Raw genomic sequence first — 22,460 nt, 5'->3', positions numbered from 1 at the left:
GCCCTATCCCCTTTTCAACTAGAGCATTTGGACTCGAATGCGTCAAGCGGTAGGGATGCTACCCACGTAAGGTTAACACCCTGTGCCCAAACGCCTTCGTCTGCAGTCGGTTCCTTAAACTTTTTTGGCATTTTGTCAATTGGCCCCGGGCGACGCCGTTGCAACTTTATCGATAGTCAGTTAGGCGTCCACTAAATTGTTTTCAAGGACTGTTGCTGCATGCCTGAAATTCGTGAACTGAAAGTCGGTCTGGCAATCCAACACATGTTGCCCGAAGGGACCTACCCTTTCTTCGATCTGGGTGAAGGCGCCGTACCGGGCCAAACTTCCGATCTGACGTTCCGCGAACATTGGGGCGCACCACCGGTTTGGCCCACTGATCTCTTCGCTGTAACGGCGCATCTGATCTATACCTCTGGGTTGCTGACCTATTTCGAACCGGACCCAGATCATTCCGACAAGACGGGAGCCTATCCGCCTTGCTTTTCCATCAGCAAGGAGGAGCGTGACGAGTGCTTGGCAGCCGGGGCAATTTGGGCGGTCAAAAAGTCCGTGCCGGGGCTTGCTACCACGCTCTGGAAGGTCCTGGTCAAGGCCCACAAGCAGACCTTGCGGGCGTCGCTCAACACGAGACGGGGCAGTACAGCGCCTGCCTGGTGGGCCGCGGCGGTCAAGCTGATCTTAATTGCTGACGAGGCATGCGTGGGCCTGGGCGCGCGTGCCTCCGCCGAGCATCCCGACCGCTGGATGATCGATCAGTTCGAGATCTTCAACGCGGCGCCGTTCTCCGGCAAGACGCTACCCGGTTCAACGGCATATCGAGCCGGGAGACAGAGGGCTACGTTCGGCGTCTTTTCGGACCCGGACGTCGGGTGCGTCCAGCCGAAAAGCCGCATTTCGTCCGTGGGATGCAATTTGCGAAACCTCACTCGCAACGCGGCCTACATCCCTCACGTGGGGAGTGTCCGTTGCCATTGGCAGCAGCCGATCGCTCAGAAAGTCGGCGAGGAGGCTGATGATCTCGATGTCCTGATCGTCCCGCTGCCCTTCGAAATGAAGGACAAATGGATCGTTCAGGACAGCAGTTCCAAGCCAGAGCCAACGAAGCGTCCTAAGTGGGGCAACTTCGAGATCAAGCAGGGCTGGCTCGAGGATGAGAAAGGTCTCATCGATCTTATCCTCGGCGAATTCAGGAAGGCAATGGCCGCTCTCAAAACAAGAAGGACTGCCGGCGCACTGAACGGCGTTGTTTTCCCCGAATATGCTCTTACCGAACCGCTGTTCAACAAGATCTGCACGTACCTTAAGAGGGAGGAGCCAGGTCTCGAGTTCGCGATCAGTGGTAGCAGCAGCAACTGCGAAGGCGAGACGGGAAATTTCGTTCTGACCGCGATGTGGCCCGTGGACAAGAGCATCAACGCTCCGGTCGATGACCGCTTCTTGCTGACGAGCAGGCGCAAGCATCACCGATGGAAGCTCTCCCCCTCTCAGATCAAGACCTATGATCTCGATAACATTCTCCCGAGCTCGAAGGATGGCAGTTCGTGGTGGGAGCGACACACCATCGCGCAGCGCGAAATCCACTTCTTTCATTTCAGAAAGACATCCGTCCTTACCTCGATGATCTGTGAGGACCTCGCGCGCAGTGACCCGTGTCATGATATCCTGAGAGCGATCGGCCCCAACCTCCTTTTCGCACTTCTGATGGATGGCCCGCAGACCGCGAACCGCTGGCCCGCGCGCTACGCCGCAACGCTAGCGGATGATCCCGGCACCTCCGTCCTGACCGTGACGTCGATGGGATTGATGGATCGAACCAACAAGGCGAAGATCTATAGCGAGCCCTCCTTTACCGTCGCAATGTGGCGCGATGAAACCGGCGTTACACAACCGTTAGAGCTGGACGAGGGAAGCAAATCAATACTGTTGACCCTCAAGCCGTATGCAGTTGTCGATCAGACAATCGACGGCCGAGCCAACACCCAGTCGTGGTCGTGGCGTTATGAACAGTGTATTAGCTTGTAGTCATCGCAGCTACCTCCGAGGGCTGGGGAACGTATTTGACGACGTAGAAGTGACGAGAAATTGTTGATATGCCGAGGATGTCCTTAAAAGATGCTGAAAAATCCGGCCCAGCCGGTAGCATACGCTCCTTCCTTTCGGTTGCTCGTACGGCTGGATTCTCAACTGTCAGCAGACGGTTGGTTAAAGGTTACTTGAGGTAGCGGTAATTAGAAATCCGCCGCATATTCGTTGGAAAAACTCGCGGACGGTGCAGCGTCGGAGCTGTGACCACTATCGAGTGAAGCACAGTGCCTCATGAGCTTTGTCACTTCATGGGGCCTGAGCATCGGCGCTCATGCGCTTCCTTCGGCCTCGCGTCCTCGTCGAGCATTCGGACTGGAAGATATGCGTTTGTGTCAAGCCATTCCTGGATGATGTAGCGGATCATGTCGTTGCGGGTTTTGCCGAGTTCGTCAGCTATGCTGTTATCCGCGTCGTCTATCGCCGGATCCAGGGTGATTGATCCGGTATTGCGCAGCATGATCGCTGATCGGCGAAGGAGGATCTGGAGGTCCGCACGTGAGATATCGCCAATGCGATTGGCGGCATCTTCTAGCACGGAGGCGTGATCGCGTGTCGTCATCTGAATTTTCCTCTCCATTCTGCTAGCGCGCCGTGAACGGAATGGGAACATATGAGTCGAGGTGATGTTTCTGTCGGTGCGTTACCTTAGAAGGTAATTTTCCGGCCGTCGGTAAGGGACCCCTGTTAAATACGATCCCGTGCGGTAGGAGCAATCCGACGAGGACTTCGGCCCATACCGTCGGCAACGATCGGAGGAAGGCAGCCGTGCAACCCGGAACCCATCAGCCTCCTCAAGCCGTGAGGTCGCGTTCTAGCCGCTGTTGGTCACTTACGTTGGCTGCCGGTGAAAGCAAGTTTTGTCGGCTGATAAAAATATTTGAATGCCGACTACAAGCTGCGCCCAATCGGTTCCCGCTCGGCAACGAGGACGCGAAGCTAAACTTAGTCTGCATCGCATAGCTCGGTCGCCCCGCACTGCGGGATCGAACAATAACTATGCGAATTGAAATAACTGACAATTTGTCTGCAAAAGAATTCCAGCGCAAAATCGATGCGTTCTGCCAACTACGCTTGTTTGCATTTCCGACTGCAGACGACGCAACCGACACAGCGAAAACTGCGCCGGGCTGACAATTCTTTCAAGCTCCACACAACTTCGAAGTTTGAACGTTCGATGCCTTTCGAAAACCAAGGATTCGATCGTCAATCCATGTGGACAGGTCGGTGGAGTTCGATTAATGAAGCCTTCACAATCTTCGGTAGTTTGCATGACTTACGCCAATACAAGCGACTCGTTCACTTCTTTTCGCCAAGAGTTCCATCCTCCCAAACCGCCGCGTGCTGGCCTCGTCAAGAACGAGGGCGAGGTCATTCAGATGACTTATATCGATGGCCTGGAACTTTGGACAGCTGGTACCGTTGCAGCTCCTGCGGCGCAACCCGTGCTGCCGATGATAGTCAAAGCCATGGAGTCAGACAAGCGGCTCTGGGCAATCCGCGAAACGGACGTCGTTCACGCCCACGAGTTCTGCGACTTTGGAAAGACGTTGGAGACCGGAGTTATAAAACACACCAATTTGACAGGTGGAGCTCCTGCATACTGCGCGGGTGAATTGCTATTTGTCGACGACGCCACCATAGTGGTGAACGGTTGTTCTGGCAGGTACGGACCTACGAGCGAAGCTGAAATGGTCGCAGCGGCAAAATCGTTCAGAGATTCGGGCTATAATGTCTGGACGCAGGGTTTCGACGAAGAGGTCGGTAGACCGGTTCCGTTCTTTACGTTAGACCCCGTATGGGTGGGTTAGTTTATATGTCTGTTGAGATGAACGATATTTTTGGCAAGGAAGCTCATGGGACCTCTCCGGAGGATTTTGCGGCGAACAGCTCGAACGTATATGTCCGGAGCCAGGTTCAGATCGCATTAGCGACTCCGGAAGCCAAGGGCAGAAGGCTGTCTGCACTCGAGGCGTTTCGTGCTTATGGTCTCGACACGCTGCGCGCAGTTGCTTACGAAGGATACGCCCCACTCGTCATATCGAAGAACGAGCCAGCGAACACGTTAAAGCGCCGACGTATCGAGCTTGGACTCGAAATCAAGGACGTCGCAAAGGCTAGCGGCCTTGATCCGGAGGTTATCAAGAACATCGAGACCGGTGGTAAGTCCTCCAAGATACGCGAGATCGAACGTCTGTCGGTTTGTCTGGCACTAGATGAACGCATAGTTGGGTACGTTCGGAACGCTGGGGACCCAGACCTTGGTGTTCGCCTACGCGAATTGAAGGCCGACAGAGATACGGTTCGTTTCGATCCCTCATCAGTTCTGAAACTGGCTGAAGCGGGATGGATAATTGCCCGCCATAATGAACTCGCGGCGATGCTCAAGATTGACGTACATCCAATCGTCTCCAAGGGGTTGTTACGGACGTCCGATTATCGATTTCGCACGGCGGAGCGTGGCTATGAACTCGCCAGCAAAACGCGCCATGTTCTGGGTCTGTCGTCCAATGAGCCTATCGCCAGCGTCCGAGATCTCATCGAAAGAGAACTCGGCATTCCGTTGGTTCAGGACAAGCTGAGTACACGATTTGCTGGCGCAACGATTGCAAACGGCGAAGTGCGCGGCATTGTCGTCAACGAAGAGGGCCAGAATGAGAAAGCGACGGTCCGTCGCATGACGCTCGCACATGAAATAGGCCATTTAGTTGGTGATCCGGACGAACACCTCAACAGGCTACGTGTAGATACGTATGACACGCTTGGTGGCAATCCACAGTCTGTCACAGACCCGGTCGAACGTCGGGCGAACGGCTTCGCTGTCGCCTTCCTAGCGCCGCCCTCTGCGGTCAGGGAGATAGCAGATAAGTTCGGGGACGCGACTCGATCCGTTGATGCCATAGTGAATACATATGGGATCAGCAAAACCGCCGCGTCGAACCACCTTGAGAACATTACCGGTTTGAAGATCTCGACGTACGATCTGCGCTATATCAAGGAAACCACGGACTGGACTCCTGGCGAGAACCTTACGTTGGACTACTTTTCGATCGCCGACACTCCTCTAAGAAAGAGAGGGAGATTTGCGTCCCTCGTCGTGAAGGCGCAACGCGCCGGCCACATTAGTGAGGACACCGCGGCTGGATGGCTTGGAACCAGCGTTGACAGATACAAGGCCGGCAGCGAGGGCATCCTCGCCCTCCAGGACTGACAATCCGGCCCGGAAAGCGTAGCAGCTGGCATGCATTCGGGAGTGACCTCGCGCCGCGACCTCTTCGTGAAGCCGAGGATGCACTTGGCACTGATGAAGACAGGCTGCGGCAGAAGCGTGTTCTGAACGCCATCGAGGGCCTCATAGGTCGGACGTGTCTGCGGACGAATTCTGTGATTGCCAGAGAACACGTTTGTTCGCTCCTTCGTCGATTACAATCTGCCATTTGCTGAAACCTGCCCCACCGCTTGGCGACAGATTGTCGTGGAGGGTAACTGAAGTCGCCAATGCTGGGCTCTATGAATTGGACATGTTTGGTGGTCTAGGAGTCGTTTCACTGATTCTGCTTCTGCTCACCGCAGCTCTTGCCCGTGTTCGAATCTAAGCTGCCGGCATAAAAAGGATGGTGGTGCTCCGTGGACTGCCGATCTACGACCGCAGTTTCGACTTTACGCGCGTCTCCGCCACGCCTGTCTAAAATTGGGAATTTCAAAGCCGAAATGTCCCGATGCCACGTTCTGCCTTAAAGGGAGCTGGTAGGCTCGAGTGGGGGCGAGCGATGTACCGGACTTGGTTGGGGTCTTTGAACGGAGGCTAGACGATGCCAGCACTTGGATCGCAAATGAGGCGGCAGGCGACCTCGTATCCGCGGCCCATGCTGGCGCCGTCGATGCATACCCCAATGGGATGCATCGGGTTATCACCGAGCTGTTTCTGTGGGAATTGATTAGAGAGGATGACGAGAACTTCTCAGGTTGTAAGAGATCGCACCTTGCGGCCAATACAGCAAAGTATTTTACGCGTTTAGCAATTTAATGGGAATTCGGCAGTCCAAAGCACAGGTTTCAGGAAATATATGTCTCGTCGACTTTATTGGATACAAGTCCCTGTCTAAGCCGCGCCGGATAAGCTCCTCAACCGAAACCAATAGGTTCGGCCGTCGGCTCTCAACATTCACCTCTGAATACGTTAGTGCGGCACACGGAACAAAATCAAAACCGAGGCGCTTTGCTGCTTCCAGTCTATGGTGACCGTCCATGACAATTCGAAAATGTTTTTCGACTGCGATCAGCCGTGTCCAATCTCCAGAGGTAGAAATTGATTCCATGACTTCTCGGACCCTATCATCGCAATGTTCCTCGGTTGGATGAAGAGCCTCGACCGGAAACAACGCAATCGGCCCATGCCAGCGGATAGGAAGACCTTTCTTCATGTGTTCTAATACCTTTAACTTGACCAACAATTGGAACGAGAGACACTCTGTCGTGTTGGAGAAACGCCTACGACCGTAACGGGGCACATTTCGGCAAAGTCTGGCAATAGAGTTCCTCAGCCGGATCGTAAGCGGTCCCGACTGGAAGGTTCAGCAAGATGGTATGTACTCGAGCGCGCTCGTGAGCGCAGTCTCAGGTCAATGGCTGGCCGCTTTCGCGAATGCTGGCATGCACGCCCCAACGATTAAGAAGGCGCCCGCAAGGGTCCACTCCGAGGGCACTTCAGAGAAAAAAATATAACCAAGAACCAAAGCCCATATCAGCCCTGTATAGTCCAGCAGACCTAGTCTACTTACGCGCGAGTTCGAATATGCCCACGCTAAACAGATGAATCCCGCCGTTCCAAATACGCCGACGCAGGCAATGAGCTTGTAGTGCCAGATCGATACCGGCTGCCAAGCCATTACCATTGAGGGTGCCGCCAGAACGGCGCCGATGACACTGGGTAGCAGCACCAGAGTAGGCAAGGAATCCTTGCTGCTGTGCCCTCGGGTAATGACCATGGAAAGCGCGTATAATGCCGCTGTCGCGATCGCCGCCCCAAAGCCAAGCGGATCAAACTTGTGCTCCACGCCTGCGCTTTGGCCGCGCACAATTAAGAAGACGCCAGCCAACCCGACCAACATTGCTAGCAGAGTCCCTTTAGTCAAAGGCTCCTTCAGGAAAACCCATCCCCATAACGCCAAGAAAAGGGGGGAAAGAAAAGTCAGTGTAATTGCATCGACCAAGGGGAGACGGGACACTGCTAAAAAGAAACACGCACCCGCGATCAGGTTTGCGATTGATCTCGGAACACTCCGGAGAATTGCTTCACGAGTTGGCCATTCACGACTTGCAAAGACATAGAACGCAGTGGCAGTGATCGCGACTGCGCAATAGCGCATCCCCGTCGATTGCGCCAGCGGATAGGTGCTTGCGATCACCTTCATCATAGCGTCGAGTACGGAAAAAAAAGCAACACCGACGGCTGCTATCAAAACAGGCCGAACTGAAGTATCCGAACGCACCATGCACCTCGAGAAAATGAACGTTTCGTGTTTTACGAGAAAACGAAAAAACATCAACCACAAATAAATCCACTTGTCAGCAGCCTTGTGTGGCCGTGCCTCGCTGCAAGCGGGCATTCCAAGTTTTGAACCAGAAATAATGTCGGCTTACCGCTTTGCGCTTGTCATATTCGCCTCCGAAAGCACGCGCCAGCCTGCGTTGATGCTGCGCCAATTGATCGCATCTGGCGCAACAAAAATAAATAATCAATGAGTAGTTGTTACCACGAAGCGGGAGCCAAATTGTCGACGCGCATCACCGATTCTTGATCGTATTCCTTGCAGAACCAGCTCCTGAGCTCTTCGATCTTTTCGTCGCTGTCCGGTTCGCGCTCGTAGACGACGTGTAGGACCTTGGAATCCTCGTCGTAGAGAGTACCCGAGGCTGCGAGATACTGACCGCGTCCGCTGGTAACTGTAAGGCCCTTGGGAAAGAAAGGTGTGACCTTTTCTTTGATGAATCTTTGCCACTGATCTTCGCTCACCGGAGGAGCCTCGCGCCGGTCCAGGCCGAAATAGAGGGTAACGTTGAGCATTTCCTTGGAATTCTTCATACTTGGCTCCACTATATTTGGATTTTTATGAGAGAGGTTGTCAGTTTTCAGGATCCGTTTTACGGAGAACGAATGTTCGTGATCCAGATTAGCTTTTTGAGAGTTCCGTTGTTTTCTAGGTCATCTGCTTTTCCTGTTCGATATCCTGTCCGTTAATACGGTTGAGTATCGCTTCGCCAAGCATGTGCCCGTTCTTATGATCGAGTCCTAAAAACAAGTCGGGCTCAATCAATTCGGCCTCCAGAAGCGCCCATTCGTTGTTTTGGTTAAGGACCAGGTCTATTCTCGCGTACAGCAACGATGTCCCGATCGTTTCGAGAATTTTTGTTGCAGTACTGATTGCGCTTTGGTCGGGCTCGTGGTGTGTTAGGCGCCCTCCGAACTCTGGCTGAACACGAAAATCACCGGCCACCGGCGTCTTTCGCAAGCCGTGACTATACTGGCCGCTGATGAAAATCAGGGAGATCTCCCCCTCCGTTTCGATAGAGCGGAGATATGGTTGGACGATGCAGGAGCCTTCCGGTGGATCGCTGATCAACTGCCCTGCCTCCCAAATAGAGGTCTTATAGGCCGTCGCCGATACGGTGGGCTTGAGAACAACCCGGTCGACGTCGAAATACGAAAGTGACTCTCTCAGCCTAGAAGTTGATATTTCGTCGAAATAAAGTGAAGGAACAACCGGCGCACCTTTTTCGGCGAGAGTTTTCAAATAGCTTTTGTCTGAGTTCCACTGCAATACATCTGGTGGATTGTGAACCGGAATCTGATGCCTTTGCCAATCCTTGCAGGTATCCAACCATTGTTCGTGTGCTCTCTGATAGCCCCAGGCGAGTAGAGGCAAAACCAACTGCGGTCGATGTGGCACCATGCGAAGGTCGCGTGTCCAGGCAGCATGCGATACCTCTATGCCGAAGTGCTGCAAGCTGGTCGTCAACTGCTCTAAAATATCTCTCCAACGTCCATTGTACATTTGATCTGCTGGATCTGGCGATAAGACAAGAATATTGGTTCCGCGCATGAGATTGCCGTTCGCAAAAGAGTTAAGCTTGAGGGCCGGTGGTTTCCTGGGGAATCTCAAGGATCGAATGAGCCACCTTGTGTGCGTCCATAAACAGACGCGAGGGTGCTCCTGCCGATGAGACGTAGTGATTGTAGTAGCAAGAGCCTTCAGCGAGAGGACCAAGCACCCATATGCCTTCTGTTCGCAGACCGGCACGCGACAGGGGACGGAAACTCGGGTCCAGGTCGACCCCGTCGGCACCTCGAAGATTTGTTTTCGGACGAATAAGTCCAAGATCCTTGAGTTTTTGCAGTAGCTTACTGTCGGTATCAATCAAACCCGCGCTTTGGACATACCCGGAAACTCGCCAGCATTTCGCTGCGGCGGACGGTTTGTCCGCTGGATGTACGAACGTCAGAACCCCTGCCTCGCATAGTGCAAGAAGTTCTTCATGGCGCTCTTTTTGAGGTCCGGCGACGAGCCTATTGATGATATTGTGCCACTCGCTATAGAACTGCCGATGGGACACTTCGTTCAGGCCCTCAAAATCCACTGCGTCACGCAGCTCGTCACGCAGATCACGCCACACTTCCGCGGCGGCCTTGACAGGGGATTCCAAACCCAAGGCGGCTTCGCAAAGGTCTGTTCGAATTTCATGGCAGATCCAGCCATGATAGTTTTGCTCTGTCACTTGGTCAGGCAGCACTTTGCGAAGAAGCGTTCGGAGTTCAATAAAGCCGCATCTTTCTTCAAACACCCTGAGCAAGCTCTCAAAGTCTTCCACTCCGGTTTTCAGGTTGGACCCCGCGGCCCGTAGTTGGTGGAGTAGATCCAACCTCTTCGTACCATCCGAATCGCCGTACAGAACCGAGACTGCTGCAGCTCGCATTTCAAGCTTCATGAGCGGAAGAATATCCAGGTCGAAATCCAGCCGCCCGCCATTTACCCGGCATCGCAAATCGGCAAGCCGCGATCTCGTGAGGACAACCGCCTGATGACGGCGGAAACGCATAAGTCCGTCGGGACGCGCCCGAAACGGAAGGCCGTTGCGGGATTGAAGGTAAATAGCTGGTTCATGGCCCGAAGGCCGGTAGCGAGCTCCTTCCACATGTTGCTCGAACGAACCGCCTCTACCGACTGTCATCGCCGCTAGGACATCCATCGCCCCGAGGCCGAGCGCATCGATAAGTACTGCGTCGCCTGCCCCTACAACGTCCAGACTATTCGGCAAGGGATAGATCTTCTCCACACGCCCGCTTTTTTCCGCTGCAAGCCGTCCGGTGTGCCCGACAGTCAGAACCAGCCGTTCCACAGCCACGCAAGTCCCTGCGCCGGTTTTCAGCACAAAGAGGTTCGATCCCTCTGTTTCAAGTTCCGTTACCTCCTCGCGGTGCACGTTGACGGCTACATGTGGCGGGGCAGCGGAAGCGATTTCTTGGAACGCCTCTGCCAGATAAGAGCCGAGGAGTCTGCGCGGAAGAAAGTCTTCAGCGGCAACGGACCGATCACCCGTTGTAGGTTGGCTTGTCTCAGTTGAGACTGATAAGTTCTTTGCCTGACACCAGGCCAGAAAACTCGGACCTGTTCTTTCGCATGCATCCGGCAGATCGCCTAGGGCGGCTTTGTCGGGAAAAACTCCGAGCTGGCCGGCGACCGTGTTCAGCAGGAGATAATCCGGCTGATCTGGAGCATGTACACCCGTTCCTGGAAGGCGCGGATCAAAAATGTCGATGATAATGGGCTGATTGCGCCTGAGCTCAGCGATACTCAGAATGCGTTCAAAAATGGAAAGTCCTCGGGGGCCGCAGCCGACAATCCCAATGCGCAGGCTTGAGGTCACCATCTGTGTGTCTCCCCGAAAAACGTGGGTATTGCAATGGCCTGACCTGTTTCAATGGCCATGGAAAGGAGCAGCTTGCCCAAAGCAAGATCGAGGATCCCCATTCCAAATGGTGAGTAAATCAACGGTTTGTCGTGAGACAAGCTTATTTCTCCCCGGATCAGTGACGCCAGGTTCCCTGTGATGAAGTCGCGGTTTTGGTACTTCTTTTCCGCAAGATGCGGCGAGGTGTTTGCCTTCAAGCAATGCTCGAAATCGTCGAAGAAGTTGTAGCTTGCGGCGATAGTCTCCGGGCTAAGATCCCGAAGCGAGATGTTCAGGACGATCTGTCCGGGTCTAAACACGCCATTGCCGGTGACATATGGCGTGCTCGCATTTGTGGCAAAGACCACCATGTCCGCGGCGACAGCTTCTCGAAGCGGGACCACCCGAACATCTTGGAAACCGTTCTGGCATGCGAACGCGGCCATGGCTTCTGCCGAAGCCGGGTTAAGGTCATGCACATCAACTCCGGATGGCTGCCAGCCATCGGCTGCAAATGTCTCCAGGATGTTGCGAGCAATAACCCCGCCCCCTACGAAGGATAGCCGGGATACCTCCCTGCGTTGCCCATTGAGCCATCTGGCGCCCAAAACAGCCGAGGCAGCCGTACGCACCGCGCTTATCAACGCGCCCTCCAATACGGCTAATGGATAACCGGTCTTAGGGTCATTGAGGATAAGTACGGCGGACGCGCGAGGAATGCCGGATTTGATGTTATCCGGATAGCTGGCAATCCACTTTATGCCAACCGCATCCTGGCCACCTTTCCGTGAAGCTATAGCGGCTGGTAACGCGATGATCCGGTTCGCGGGTTCGTGCGGAAATTGCAGGAAATAGCTATCCGGATTGATCGTCTCCCCCCTGAGGTGAGTCAGATAGGTGTTTTCGACAATATCAATCGTTTGCCCACGCAGATCGGCCAGTAGATTTTTAGCCACCATGCCGGGAACGACATGGAACAAGGGTATGGCTGTTTGAACGTTCATCATGTCTATCCGGTTGCCTAGAGGGGAGTTGTTTGGAGCGCGGTATTGCCGAAGCGTTCCAGGACCCAGTCATCGGAATAGATCGTGTCGAGATACCTCTCTCCCATGTCCGGCGATATCGCGACGACGACATCGTCGGAACGAATCTTGTCTGCGTAAGCCGATACTCCGGCAACGACTGTGCCAGTGGAGCCGCCAAGAAGAACCCCATAGCTTTGTGCCAGCCAGCGGCACATCCTGACGGCTTGCGCCTCTGGTATCGACAGGAAGGCGTGGATACCTTCAGGATTGAAGAGTTCCGGCTTTCGGCTCGTTCCGAGTCCGGGAATATGACGGGATCCGCCGGCTCCCCCAAAGGTGACTGATCCGACACTGTCTACCGCAATGATCTTTGTCTCCGGGCGATGCTGAGAAAAAAAGGCACTGCACCCCATCAGCGTCCCGGTCGTACCGGCGCCAATAAACAAGTAGTCGATATGAGGAAACTTTTCGGCGATTGCCTTTGCCGTCGTCTCGTAATGAGCGGAGGAATTGGCGGGATTCTTGTACTGATTTAACCAAATATAATCCGAATTCTCCGCAACAAGCTGTTCGATCAGACGTATCCGGGAAGACAAGTAGCCGCCATTCTCGTCTCTTTGATCAACGGTAATTATTTCGGCGCCGAGCGCCGAAATAAGTTTTCTGTTCTGAATGGAGATATTCGGATCGACGACACAAACAAATCGGTATCTTCGTTCTGCGCATACCATTGCGAGGGCCGCGCCGAGATTACCCGAAGACGATTCGATCAATCGGCTATTGGCCGAAATCAAGTTGCGACGCTCAAGATCCGAAATAAGCGAAAGCGCAGTTTTGAGCTTGATGGACCCGGCTGGATTGAGACCTTCTATCTTAAGTAACAGACGTGAAGCGAAGACGTCTGTTACTTCCAGATATGCATCTTCCCTGATAAGTTGTTGAAACAATTTCCGTACCCCTAATGACACAAGAAGTCGAAGCTTACACCAACAACTTAGGTAACGTAGAGAAATTTCTCATTTGAAGCCTCCGTATATACTTTAAATTACTATGAATGCCGCATGGTGATTGAATATAGCGGGTATTTTGTCGCTGGAGATTTCATATTTTTTGCTAAAAGAAGCAACAAATATCAGTTACGCTACGCGCAAATATTTTGAGAATTTGAGCGCAGCGTAATCGCTGCTTTTGTGGAAAATTCGGCGATTTTGTCATTTAAGCAAATGGCGCAGAATAATTTTTCGTCTTTTTGCAAGAAGATTTGAGTATTTCTGATATTTGTTATTATGTGAACGATAGTATCGTCATGCGTGTCTTTGCTTTTTTTGTTGTTCTGAGAGAGCGTAAATGAGGTCGACGACGATTTTCTTTATATTTGGCGGGTGAAGCCGAATACTCATAACTTGCTGCAGCTCATGGCTAGTGATTTTATTCTCCTTGTGCCAATTCATGTCGCCACGCCCAAGCAGCAACCAGTCAAGTGAAACATCCAAGCACTCAGCCAAAGAGCAAGCACTTTGAAGTGAAATTTGTCCGCCGTTTTGCCACCTGGATATTGCAGCCACTGACACGTCCAATTTCGCTGCGAGAGCATGAGTTTTCTGGAAGTTTCGCTTCGTCATAGCTTGTTTAATTCGCCGGCCTCTTTTCGGGTCGTGCGTCATGCGGTCAACTCCATGTTGATTGGGGTGACCGCGAAAATCTCCCTTAGCTTGTGTAAATCAAGACGATGGTGCTTACGCGTGCATAAAACTTCCTGTAATAGTTGAGCTCGTAGGCCTGATGTGGGGAACAACATCTACAGGAGACGCCTAGAGACGCATTTGTGAATTAGCCCCCGAAAGGCCCGGACATGCTCCCCCACTTAGTTAAGTGGGTAGGAGTAATGTTGGTAATATGACTAGCAGCAATTTTAAGATGGTCCTCTCCGGGCCGGAACGTTGACGGCGCTGAAGCACGGCAGAGAAGCTGGCGATCATCCACGAGACGTTCCAAGCCTGTTGGGCAAGAAGGCGATGGAGAGCGAAATCCTCAAGGAAGCGCTCGAAATCGCCGGTGGCCCAAAAAAATCCATTGCGCTCGCTCTCTCTTCCGAGGGGGGGGATGAAGACCGTCTACGAAACTTTGGGTGTCGCCCGCTCGAATATCGCCGCGCGTGCCGCAGGCTACCTTCCAGAGGACGCCCACCACTACCGGATCGCGAGCTGGTGAAGGTCATCAAGGCCATTATCGCCCACATGCCCACGTACGGCTATCAGCGTGTCCATGCCATCCTGCGCCGGAATGCCCGGAAGGACGGGGCATTCGTGGCCTAATTGGATGCTAAACTTAAGTTGTGTGCTGGCCCTGTTTGGGTTTGCCGCCGCTATTTCGGTATTCATCTGATCCCGAGGGCCGGAGGCGATCTCGCCATCGCTTTGGAAGGTTTTCGCCAGCCCCGTGCTCGTACCGATTTGGTTCGTAGTCACAATGGGTATTGTGAGGTAGCTGCCAATCGATTCATCATAGATTGACCCATCTTTCAGGCAGATTAGTTCATCTGCGCATGCTCTGTCGATAGCCCATTTGTCGCCGCATGTCTCGGTACCGGGCGGGCGGAACTGGCACAAAATTGCCAAGGTAATGGGGCGAGCGCCTTATCCTGACTCGAAGAAACAAACGCCGAAACCCAATTCGCCCTGCTAGTGGCGAGCCGGTCCTGGCAACGCCCAACTACGTTGCGGCAAACACGAAGAGCATCTTCGCCAAATTGACGGACAGAACGTGCGCTTAACCGACCGCAGGAATGCGATCTTGCGGTCGGTTGGACAATAGTTCTTCTACTTACAGCCCTTGGCCTTCATGGTGTTCTGGATGGAGATGACCTTACCTTTTTCCACCGAAATGAGGCCTTCTTTGTCGGCCCCCGTGAGGCTCGACACCGGAACGCCCACAAGGAATACACCAAAGGCATCGCCATTTGCCGCATTGTTCTGGTCCTTGGATAGGGCTGTGAGCTTGCCCTGTTCCGTCGACAGCTCGCGAATGAGCCCTGGGCAATCAAGATTGGAATAGGCCGCCATTGGTATTTCGGTCGGCACAATGGCATCAGGACGTTTTGCGCACGCTGCCAGTGGCAGGAGTGCGATGACTGCAAATATCTTAAATTTCATGAATTTCCCCAGCGTTAGGCATCCCATTGCTATCAGCAACTCATGCGCACCAGGAGCGAGTTCAAAAATCAACCACAAGAATTTTTTTGCATTATCGGCTCTGAGTGAATCAAGCAGTCCCAACGAAGCGCTGGCTGAACATCGCCTCACGCTTTCATCATCAGGAGGCGATGTTCCTTGCTACTCGTCCTGGGTCTCCTGCATGTCGGAGACATCGACACCATGCGGTGTCGAACCACCATTCCGGGCTTGTTCCCGATCTCGATGCCGTCCTTGTAGAACTCGGTGCAGTTCCCGCTGATACCGCCATCGGCCCAAGCGCATTCGTCGTCCGGAACGACGGGGAACCTGTCGCGATAATGAGGTGTCCAGTCTTCCAGACGGTCAGGATGGATCGTGACATAGTCGGGCACGAGGCCAAGCGTCCCCAGAACTCGATCCAGAAATCGATGACGTCGCCGACAGTCATCCCTCGAAACGAGAAAAGACCAAGCATCGTGAGGTGGAGGAAATGCGTTCCGTCCCCGATTTCGTCGAGATCGCCCATTCCCAGGCAAGCCTGGGAGTTCGCAACGGTGCCAATGTAGGTGGGATCGGAGAAGAGGGACTTATATCGCTGCATTCCTGCGCTGCAGAAGAGCGTGGTGTTATCGTGCGACCGTACCTGTCCGGTCTCCCATTACATTTCCTATCGTGAACTGCTTCGCCAAATTTTTCGATACTCTTCTGGCAATCGAAAAACTGTCCACGCGCCAACAACATTCGCGCGATTATCTAAGCTGTTGTGCTGCGGCGCCATGGCGGCCCATCTATTGCCGCAATGTCTCAGCAAAAGCGCAGCCTCTTGCAGGTGCGGCCTGCAAGAGAAGTCAGGACCGGTAATGAGAGCGTCCGTCTACGAGGGACGAGCCCCCTCTCGCGAGCCGGTCCTGATCACGGTTCGGCAAGGTTTGGCATCGATCAAGCTGCCTGACCAGAACTACGGAATGAGCTTACATTCAGCTAGCGTTCTCTTTTTGGTGCTGCCTGCCTGGCGACGCGGGATCGATCTTCCCGACTGCGGCTAGCAAAATCAATTAGATCGATCCCTGCAGATAGGAGTTCTGAAGGCAGCCATGAAAATCCGTAACGCCGACAATAGCTCTCGACCGCCCTCGAGATCTTAGAGCAGCTTAGATTATGCGCAAACTCCGCACGCATTTTGAGAGTAAAAATCTGATAAGCAGCCAACGGATTCATGGTGCCGTCAGCTCTGCCCTTGTCCATTCTTTCTTCGATGTCCCATTCGACTTGTAGCTCTTCCGTGCTCAGTCGATCGTGCAGTTCAATCAGGAATGATCGATTACGCCTTGCGAGTTTCAGAAAAAGTGAGATATCGCCACCTATAGTCGGCTCAGGACTCCAATCGTCTTGCATATTCAAATCGCGAAATTGCGGATCGATAACTTCCAGCAGTTCGCCTGTGAGTTGGGCTAGGGCAGTGGCCTCTTGGATGGAGATCCCAAGGTCTGTGTCAATTCGCCTTCTAAGTGGGTGGATGGTCATTAGTGCTTTCACCGGGTTGACACATCGATGGTCAATCGAGATTTCTCATGGCGCAAGTGGAAAATATTTAATCGTGCACGTGGCACGAATCCTTCGACGTTGATGCGTTGCTGTTGGGATCCCAGAAGTTCTGGAGACAATTGTATTGGGTGACGCGCTGCTAAAGCGCTTTCTGCCGAATTCGTCCGCGATGCTTGAGGGCATCTTCTAAATCACCATCAAAATGGCCGAGGCCGAATTCTGGAGCATTTGCACGGTTCGCCGCAAAGTGATCTGGAGATCTGCACGTGAGATATATCGCGCCGATACGATTAATGGCATTTTTCAAATGCGGCGGCGTGGGGCTTCACTCGCCTGCGTTGGCATAGCCCCCCTGAGAACTGACCGCTAAAATTGTGATCACCGCGGAACGGACTCCGTAAACTTTGGCCGCTATTCGTCATTAAAGAACTGACCATTGGTGGCAAATGAATACGATAGCGTTTTTTGGAGATCCACATGGCGACTTCTCACCAGTTCGCCGACTGGTTAAATCCGCACCACCGCGCCACGCACTTTTCCTTGGGGACTTCGACCTAGAGCGTCCACTCGACGAAGAGCTGCGGGATCTGACGCAATCTGGCGCGGAAGTACACTTTATCCACGGCAATCACGACGCCGATCGAGAAGAATGGCACGATTACGTTTTCCACTCGTCCTTAACATCTCAAAACATTGCTAGCCGGGTTGTCTCGATTGACGGCATTAGAATCGCCGGATTGGGGGGCGTATTCCACGCCGATATTTGGCACCCGCGAGACGGTACCGGTGACCCAAAATTCACTTCACGGACAGACTATCTTGATCTGAACCGACGGAAGGCTTGGCGCAATGGTCTTCCACTTCGGCATCGCTCGACAATCTTTCCGGAAGACTTCAACGCGCTCGCCGGATTGGAGGCTGACATTCTCATATCGCACGAAGCACCGTCATGTCACCGCTATGGACATTTCGAAATTGACGACCTTGCAGAAGTTCTAGGCGCCAAAGTGATTTTTCACGGGCATCAGCATGAAGATTATCGGGCGACGCTGCCGAACGGAATTAAGGTGATCGGCCTCGCTAAGGCTGCCGTATTAATGACGACAGTTGAAGAACTTTTGAATGGGGGCTGTGCATGATCCGAACAACAGGTGGCAGAGAAGTAGCAGCGATGTCGGGTATCTCTATGCAGATGCAACAGCGCGTTTCCAGTTCGATGCCCGATGGAACTTTTGTCGCATTACAGACGCACTTCCATAGCTCCCTTAGAGGGCAGTACGACAATCGCGTAGATGCCAGCACTTGGATCGCGGATGAGGCGGCGGGTGACCTCGTATTTGCGGCCCATGCTGGCGATACCCCAATGGGATACATCGAGTTATCACCGAGCTGTTTCTCGGGGAATTGATAAGAGAATGCTTCCGCGCGCATCCCGACAATTGGCGATGCAGAGGAAGCCAGTCGCGTGACAAGTGGATTTATCTTCGTAGTTAGGATTACATCGAAAGCTTTTCGAAGCTCCTGCCGCGGGGAGGACTCGGTCGAGCTCCTTCGATGAGACGAAAGCTGTTGTTTCCTCTGCTTCCCATCCACGCCATTACGGTGGTTTGGGACCGCGCGCCACATGTTGGGTGATTGGGCCGACCTCTAGCGCGGGCACCTCTTGCCAGAACAAGCCGCGAGAGCCGGCTCCTCTTCGGATCGCATAAGTTTTCATGGGGGTAGTGCATTTGGTTCTCGTTCATGGCCCCGGAGAGCGGCAATCGGCAGGGAGCTATCGAGGGAACTGCTCATGGTCCGCGATGTTCAAGCTGCTCACATTCTCAAGCAGACGGATCCGTATTAATTAGCACCGCGATTTCACTCAGTTGCAATTCGTGGTGACCCTGCTTCGATAGCGATATAGCAGATTCGCCAATCGGTTCTCGGCAACTGAATGGATCAACGCCAATCGGAAATTCGGGTCAGAACTTTGTGATAATCGAGACCTGAAAACATCTCGTCCAATCTTAGCCTTTCATCGCCTTCCGGCCGTTTCTGTCATAATCGTGGCGGAAGCTAGAATTTGACTATCTGCTCGGCGGGTTTCGTTAAGGCGTGGATCCTTATAACGGCGGCTTCATTGGACTTTCATCGCTGGAGTTTTCATGAGCATTCTTATGCGAGGTGCTACCCTTGGCATCGTATTAGTATCGACTCTCACGGTCGCCGCCGGCGCATGCGCCATGACCCGTCAGGATCTGGAAAAGATCCTTGAAGGGCCTGATCAAGTCCAAGGGTTGCTTGATAAGGGGCAGGGTGCGGTCGAGGGGTTCCAAATTATCTTCGGGTACTCGAATATCTGGAATTTCTGCTCGAAGGACAACGCTACGCGTATGTGGAATAATGCAGCCGAAAACTACGAGCCCGTCCAATGTTGCACAATCTGGCATATCGCCGCTCCTCATGTTGCTGCAGTTAAGGTCATGTTGCCTTGGCTGTCCGATCTGGAGGAGATGTCTTCGAAGAAGGGCTTCGAAACTCAGACGAAAATGGCGTCGTACGTCGCAGACAAAATCATCTCGGAGCAAAGCGAGAATCTATCGAAGGCCCTGAAGAAGACTGCGGATGATAGCCTTACCGCGGCAGTGCACTCCTGCCAGCGAGCGATGCACCACTAGGAACACAGCAGGTCAATGGGTATCGAAAGGCGGAAGAAGGCGACGGCGTTTTCCGCCTTCATTGAAAAACAATATTGATCTTCGTGCACCGGGCTCCGACGTTCCCCGGAGGGCGTCCGGCCACTCACGAGATGCGAAGCGCGCTGTACGTGGTGTTTCGACCAGCAGCGGTCAGACGCGCAATAGTCTAGGTTGCAGATTCGACTGAAGCAGAACTACTTTGAGAAAAGAGACGGCGCGGGCACCAGGCGATCGGCGAGGAGTTGCCCTTCGACTCGTCGTAGAACATGGTCAGCAAAAATCGCAATCTAGTTGCCTGTTTTGAAGATGTTCCACACCAAAGCGGCGAATAGCAACCATCGATGTTGCGGAATCAACACGCCTCGCCGAAAACGAGCGCGAATTGCTGCGCTGCGCCGACTACTTCCTGATGCAGATATTTAGAAATCTGCTATTCACCGGCCAAGCTGATGATCAGCCGCACAGAGTATTGAGTGCTGTTTCAAGAATTTGATCACCCATCCAAGGCGCAGGAGGCCGTCCTGCCTGCTTGGAATTATTGTTTCAGGAAGATTTGCATGACGTTTTCGGCTTTGGCTAAGGCATTTTCCGTCAAAACCCTTGCATCCGCGCTCCTCGTTTCATCGGCGTTGTATGCATCATCCGGCATCGCCCAAGAACAGTCGGCAGCGCCCGCGAATCCTGACGCCCAGCAGAAGCCCGCCGAGGCTGCAAGTAACTCGCAGCCGCCGGCTCCGCAGGCGCGCGTTCAGAAGTTCGATGACTGGTATTATCGCTGTATCGACGGCAAGGCTGCCGATGGTTCGGCGGCCGCGCATTGCGAAGTGGCGCAGATCGCCACGGTCAAGCAGGGTGACCAGGACGTCAATATCCTGACACTGGCGATCGCCAAGGCGACGGACGAGCCGGCAACACCGAACAAGAAGGCAGCAAAGCAGCCGGCAGGCGATCTCGTGCTGACGGCGCTCGTGCCGCTCAACATGTACATCCCTGCGGGCCTTGGCATTGATGCTGCTGATAAGCCCGTCGTGCAGCTCGCCTACCGCAACTGCAATCAGGCCGGCTGCTGGTCGCAGCAGAAACTGGACGGCAAGATGGTTGCGGCGCTGACCAAGGCTTCCGATGGCACCGGCCACGTACAGATGATGAATGGCCAGAAGGTCAACATCAAGTTCTCGCTGAAGGGATTGCCGGCGGCGCTCGATGCGTTGCAGAACGCCGCTTCCAACTGATCGGGTAGACGCACTTATGAAGGCAACCCGGCGACCCGCTTCCGCTCGGTATAGTCTCGCTTTGACCGCCTACGCTCTGCTGGCAACGAGTCTTGCCGTTTCGCCGGCGATGGCCCAGGCGCCCAATGACGACTTTGCACGGCGGCAGGCGCAGCAGGCTGAGCAGCAGCGCCTCAAGGCACTTGGCGAGATGACGCCAAAACCATCTGCGGTCGAAGCCCAGCAGCCGCCGGCGGCTGGTGGCAAGAAGGCCGGTCCCTGTTTCCAAATCACCCATGTCGAGGTCGAAGGTGTCAAGCAGTTTCCGGCGAGCGCCATCGACAAGGTCACTGCGCCCTATACAAATCGCTGCGTCGGCGTCAGTGAGATCAACGGGCTGCTGCGCGACCTGACGCATCTCTATCTCGATAAGGGGTTCGTGAGCTCGCGCGTCTACGTGCCAGCGCAGGATATTGCCGGAACGAAGGTGCTGCGGCTGGTCGCTGTCGAAGGCACGCTTGCCGACATCTACATCAACGGCAAGCCGGCGCCCGGCTCCGGCGTGATTGCCACGGCCTTTCCCGGCATGAAAGGCGAGATCACCAATCTGCGCGACATCGAGCAGGGTCTCGACCAGATCAACCGTCTGACCTCCAACAATGCCAAGACGGCCATGCTGCCGGGCAAGGCGGATGGAACCTCGATCCTCAATATCGAGAACAAGCCGGATCATCCCTGGCTTCTCTCGGTCGGCAACAGCAATCTCGGCGAGGAACAGACGGGATATTCAAAGAGCTCGGCCTCGGTCGGCTATGACAACCTCTTCGGCATCAACGATCAGTGGAGCTTTGGCTACGAGCGAACCGGGCCGGATTATCCATGGCGGGACGATGGCCAGGGTAGGAGCAACAGCTATTCCGGCAATGCCAGCGTGCCCTATGGCGACTGGACGTTTTCGGTCAACGGCTCGTGGTACGAATACAATAGCTCCGTGCCTGGGAATTTCGGCACGCTGCAGACATCGGGCGATTCCAAGCAGCTCGGCGTCGGTGCGGACCGGGTCATCTTCCGCGACAAGGATTCGATCACGACCTTCAACAGCGGCCTGACCTACAAGGAAACCAACAATTTCTTGCTCGGCAGCAAGATCGAGGTTGGCAGCCGCAAATATACGGTCGGCGATCTCGGCATCTCGCATTCGCGCCGCATGCTCGGCGGCCTCTGGGTCTTCGACCTTTCCTACAGCCAGGGACTGAACCTCTTCGACGCCGTCGGCCCAGGTGATGTCGGAGCCGGCGACGCCGATCCGCGCTTCTCGAAGTTCACTGGTACGATTACCGCGACGAAGCCCATCGAAGTGGCTGGTCAGCACCTTGAGATCGATTCGCTCGTAACCGGCCAATATTCCCCCGACAACCTGTTCGGCGCGGAGCAGATCTCGGTCGGCGGCTATTCCACCGTGCGCGGCACGAGAGAGACCATGCTGTTCGGCAATAACGGTTTCTTTGTCCGCAACGACCTCGTCTGGCGTACGCAGCCTTTCGCCGGCAATGGCGAACTTGCGAAGATCCTCGGAGAGTTCCGGCCCTATGTCGGCCTCGACTACGGGCGCATCGCCTCGCAGGCCCGCTATCACATCGAGGGCGGCGACATGTTCGGCTGGACGGTGGGAGCCAAGCTCGCCGGCGGCCACGTCAATTTCGATATCGGTTATTCGGATGTTTTTGGTGGCACAGTCGACCGGCACGACGCCGGTCTTCTGTTCGCCAGCACTTCGGTGAGGTGGTGATC

Annotated in this window: 18 protein-coding genes and 2 pseudogenes; 8 read left to right on the top strand and 12 right to left on the bottom strand. The window is 54.2% G+C overall.

What is annotated here, in order from left to right; genetic code table 11:
- Nucleotides 1-219 precede the first annotated feature (219 nt).
- Complete coding sequence (locus QA648_RS27755) at nt 220-2,025, top strand: hypothetical protein (RefSeq protein WP_283052002.1); 1,806 nt, start codon at nt 220-222, stop codon at nt 2,023-2,025.
- Between the two features lie 304 nt (nt 2,026-2,329).
- Here QA648_RS27755 and QA648_RS27750 read toward each other — a convergent pair whose 3' ends face one another.
- Complete coding sequence (locus tag QA648_RS27750) at nt 2,330-2,647, bottom strand: CopG family transcriptional regulator (protein WP_283052000.1); 318 nt, start codon at nt 2,645-2,647, stop codon at nt 2,330-2,332.
- A gap of 709 nt (nt 2,648-3,356) precedes the next feature.
- Between QA648_RS27750 and QA648_RS27745 the strand changes: the two genes are divergently transcribed.
- Entirely contained in the window at nt 3,357-3,896 is a 540-nt protein-coding gene (locus QA648_RS27745; RefSeq protein ID WP_283051998.1) for a hypothetical protein, read from the top strand.
- 5 nt (nt 3,897-3,901) lie between these two features.
- Nucleotides 3,902-5,296 carry an XRE family transcriptional regulator gene (locus tag QA648_RS27740; RefSeq protein WP_283051997.1) on the top strand — a complete coding sequence of 465 codons (1,395 nt, stop codon included), beginning with the start codon at nt 3,902-3,904 and terminating at the stop codon, nt 5,294-5,296.
- 796 nt (nt 5,297-6,092) lie between these two features.
- On the opposite strand, the gene QA648_RS37065 is transcribed toward QA648_RS27740, so the two are convergent.
- From QA648_RS37065 to QA648_RS27705, 8 genes are all read right to left on the bottom strand, one after another.
- Nucleotides 6,093-6,404: a hypothetical protein gene (locus QA648_RS37065; RefSeq protein WP_349254327.1), complete on the bottom strand. Its 312-nt coding sequence runs from the start codon at nt 6,402-6,404 to the stop codon at nt 6,093-6,095.
- A 303-nt stretch (nt 6,405-6,707) separates the two neighbouring features.
- Nucleotides 6,708-7,631: a DMT family transporter gene (locus tag QA648_RS27735; RefSeq protein ID WP_283054287.1), complete on the bottom strand. Its 924-nt coding sequence runs from the start codon at nt 7,629-7,631 to the stop codon at nt 6,708-6,710.
- A 206-nt stretch (nt 7,632-7,837) separates the two neighbouring features.
- Complete coding sequence (locus QA648_RS27730; protein ID WP_283051995.1) at nt 7,838-8,170, bottom strand: DUF3574 domain-containing protein; 333 nt, start codon at nt 8,168-8,170, stop codon at nt 7,838-7,840.
- A gap of 115 nt (nt 8,171-8,285) precedes the next feature.
- Nucleotides 8,286-9,188, bottom strand: a complete 903-nt coding sequence (locus QA648_RS27725) for a hypothetical protein (protein WP_283051994.1) — start codon at nt 9,186-9,188, stop codon at nt 8,286-8,288.
- Nucleotides 9,189-9,210: 22 nt separating this feature from the next.
- A complete protein-coding gene (locus QA648_RS27720; protein WP_283051992.1) occupies nt 9,211-11,013 on the bottom strand; it encodes an FAD/NAD(P)-binding protein in 1,803 nt (600 codons plus the stop codon).
- On the bottom strand, nt 11,007-12,041 hold the full coding sequence (sbnB, locus tag QA648_RS27715) for a 2,3-diaminopropionate biosynthesis protein SbnB (protein WP_283051991.1): 1,035 nt from the start codon (nt 12,039-12,041) through the stop codon (nt 11,007-11,009). Before sbnB ends, QA648_RS27720 begins: the two co-directional genes overlap by 7 nt.
- Before the next feature lie 14 nt (nt 12,042-12,055).
- Nucleotides 12,056-13,006 (bottom strand): 2,3-diaminopropionate biosynthesis protein SbnA, encoded by a 951-nt coding sequence (gene sbnA, locus QA648_RS27710; protein WP_283051990.1) that lies wholly within the window; start codon nt 13,004-13,006, stop codon nt 12,056-12,058.
- Between the two features lie 357 nt (nt 13,007-13,363).
- Entirely contained in the window at nt 13,364-13,723 is a 360-nt protein-coding gene (locus QA648_RS27705; RefSeq protein WP_283051988.1) for a helix-turn-helix transcriptional regulator, read from the bottom strand.
- Between the two features lie 232 nt (nt 13,724-13,955).
- Between QA648_RS27705 and QA648_RS27700 the strand changes: the two are divergent.
- Nucleotides 13,956-14,353, top strand: a pseudogene (locus tag QA648_RS27700) (IS3 family transposase); the annotation flags it as partial.
- Nucleotides 14,354-14,878: 525 nt separating this feature from the next.
- On the opposite strand, the gene QA648_RS27695 reads toward QA648_RS27700, so the two are convergent.
- From QA648_RS27695 to QA648_RS27685, 3 genes and pseudogenes are all read right to left on the bottom strand, one after another.
- On the bottom strand, nt 14,879-15,211 hold the full coding sequence (locus tag QA648_RS27695; protein WP_283054286.1) for a hypothetical protein: 333 nt from the start codon (nt 15,209-15,211) through the stop codon (nt 14,879-14,881).
- A gap of 251 nt (nt 15,212-15,462) precedes the next feature.
- Nucleotides 15,463-15,875, bottom strand: a pseudogene (locus QA648_RS27690) (alanine--tRNA ligase-related protein); the annotation flags it as partial.
- Between the two features lie 338 nt (nt 15,876-16,213).
- Nucleotides 16,214-16,756 carry a hypothetical protein gene (locus QA648_RS27685; protein ID WP_283051987.1) on the bottom strand — a complete coding sequence of 181 codons (543 nt, stop codon included), beginning with the start codon at nt 16,754-16,756 and terminating at the stop codon, nt 16,214-16,216.
- A 467-nt stretch (nt 16,757-17,223) separates the two neighbouring features.
- On the opposite strand from QA648_RS27685, the gene QA648_RS27680 reads away from it, so the two are divergent.
- From QA648_RS27680 to QA648_RS27665, 4 genes are all read left to right on the top strand, one after another.
- Nucleotides 17,224-17,916, top strand: coding sequence for a metallophosphoesterase (locus QA648_RS27680; protein WP_283051986.1), 693 nt, complete (start codon nt 17,224-17,226; stop codon nt 17,914-17,916).
- 1,008 nt (nt 17,917-18,924) lie between these two features.
- Nucleotides 18,925-19,437, top strand: a complete 513-nt coding sequence (locus QA648_RS27675) for a hypothetical protein (protein ID WP_283051985.1) — start codon at nt 18,925-18,927, stop codon at nt 19,435-19,437.
- 578 nt (nt 19,438-20,015) lie between these two features.
- Nucleotides 20,016-20,690, top strand: coding sequence for an invasion associated locus B family protein (locus tag QA648_RS27670; protein WP_283051983.1), 675 nt, complete (start codon nt 20,016-20,018; stop codon nt 20,688-20,690).
- Nucleotides 20,691-20,706: 16 nt separating this feature from the next.
- Nucleotides 20,707-22,458: a ShlB/FhaC/HecB family hemolysin secretion/activation protein gene (locus QA648_RS27665; RefSeq protein WP_283051980.1), complete on the top strand. Its 1,752-nt coding sequence runs from the start codon at nt 20,707-20,709 to the stop codon at nt 22,456-22,458.
- Nucleotides 22,459-22,460: the final 2 nt, after the last annotated feature.

The organism is Rhizobium sp. CB3171, assembly GCF_029714265.1.
GTDB lineage: Bacteria > Pseudomonadota > Alphaproteobacteria > Rhizobiales > Rhizobiaceae > Rhizobium.
This window is presented reverse-complemented; position numbering and strand designations above follow the sequence as displayed.

Bases quoted from the DNA above. Each gene is read 5' to 3' on its own strand.
- QA648_RS27755 (WP_283052002.1), top strand. From the start codon at position 220: ATGCCTGAAATTCGTGAACTGAAAGTCGGTCTGGCAATCCAACACATG.
- QA648_RS27750 (WP_283052000.1), bottom strand. From the start codon at position 2,647: ATGACGACACGCGATCACGCCTCCGTGCTAGAAGATGCCGCCAATCGC.
- QA648_RS27745 (WP_283051998.1), top strand. From the start codon at position 3,357: ATGACTTACGCCAATACAAGCGACTCGTTCACTTCTTTTCGCCAAGAG.
- QA648_RS27740 (WP_283051997.1), top strand. From the start codon at position 3,902: ATGTCTGTTGAGATGAACGATATTTTTGGCAAGGAAGCTCATGGGACC.
- QA648_RS37065 (WP_349254327.1), bottom strand. From the start codon at position 6,404: ATGGAATCAATTTCTACCTCTGGAGATTGGACACGGCTGATCGCAGTC.
- QA648_RS27735 (WP_283054287.1), bottom strand. From the start codon at position 7,631: ATGTTTTTTCGTTTTCTCGTAAAACACGAAACGTTCATTTTCTCGAGG.
- QA648_RS27730 (WP_283051995.1), bottom strand. From the start codon at position 8,170: ATGAAGAATTCCAAGGAAATGCTCAACGTTACCCTCTATTTCGGCCTG.
- QA648_RS27725 (WP_283051994.1), bottom strand. From the start codon at position 9,188: ATGCGCGGAACCAATATTCTTGTCTTATCGCCAGATCCAGCAGATCAA.
- QA648_RS27720 (WP_283051992.1), bottom strand. From the start codon at position 11,013: ATGGTGACCTCAAGCCTGCGCATTGGGATTGTCGGCTGCGGCCCCCGA.
- sbnB (WP_283051991.1), bottom strand. From the start codon at position 12,041: ATGATGAACGTTCAAACAGCCATACCCTTGTTCCATGTCGTTCCCGGC.
- QA648_RS27705 (WP_283051988.1), bottom strand. From the start codon at position 13,723: ATGACGCACGACCCGAAAAGAGGCCGGCGAATTAAACAAGCTATGACG.
- QA648_RS27695 (WP_283054286.1), bottom strand. From the start codon at position 15,211: ATGAAATTTAAGATATTTGCAGTCATCGCACTCCTGCCACTGGCAGCG.
- QA648_RS27685 (WP_283051987.1), bottom strand. From the start codon at position 16,756: ATGACCATCCACCCACTTAGAAGGCGAATTGACACAGACCTTGGGATC.
- QA648_RS27680 (WP_283051986.1), top strand. From the start codon at position 17,224: ATGAATACGATAGCGTTTTTTGGAGATCCACATGGCGACTTCTCACCA.
- QA648_RS27675 (WP_283051985.1), top strand. From the start codon at position 18,925: ATGAGCATTCTTATGCGAGGTGCTACCCTTGGCATCGTATTAGTATCG.
- QA648_RS27670 (WP_283051983.1), top strand. From the start codon at position 20,016: ATGACGTTTTCGGCTTTGGCTAAGGCATTTTCCGTCAAAACCCTTGCA.
- QA648_RS27665 (WP_283051980.1), top strand. From the start codon at position 20,707: ATGAAGGCAACCCGGCGACCCGCTTCCGCTCGGTATAGTCTCGCTTTG.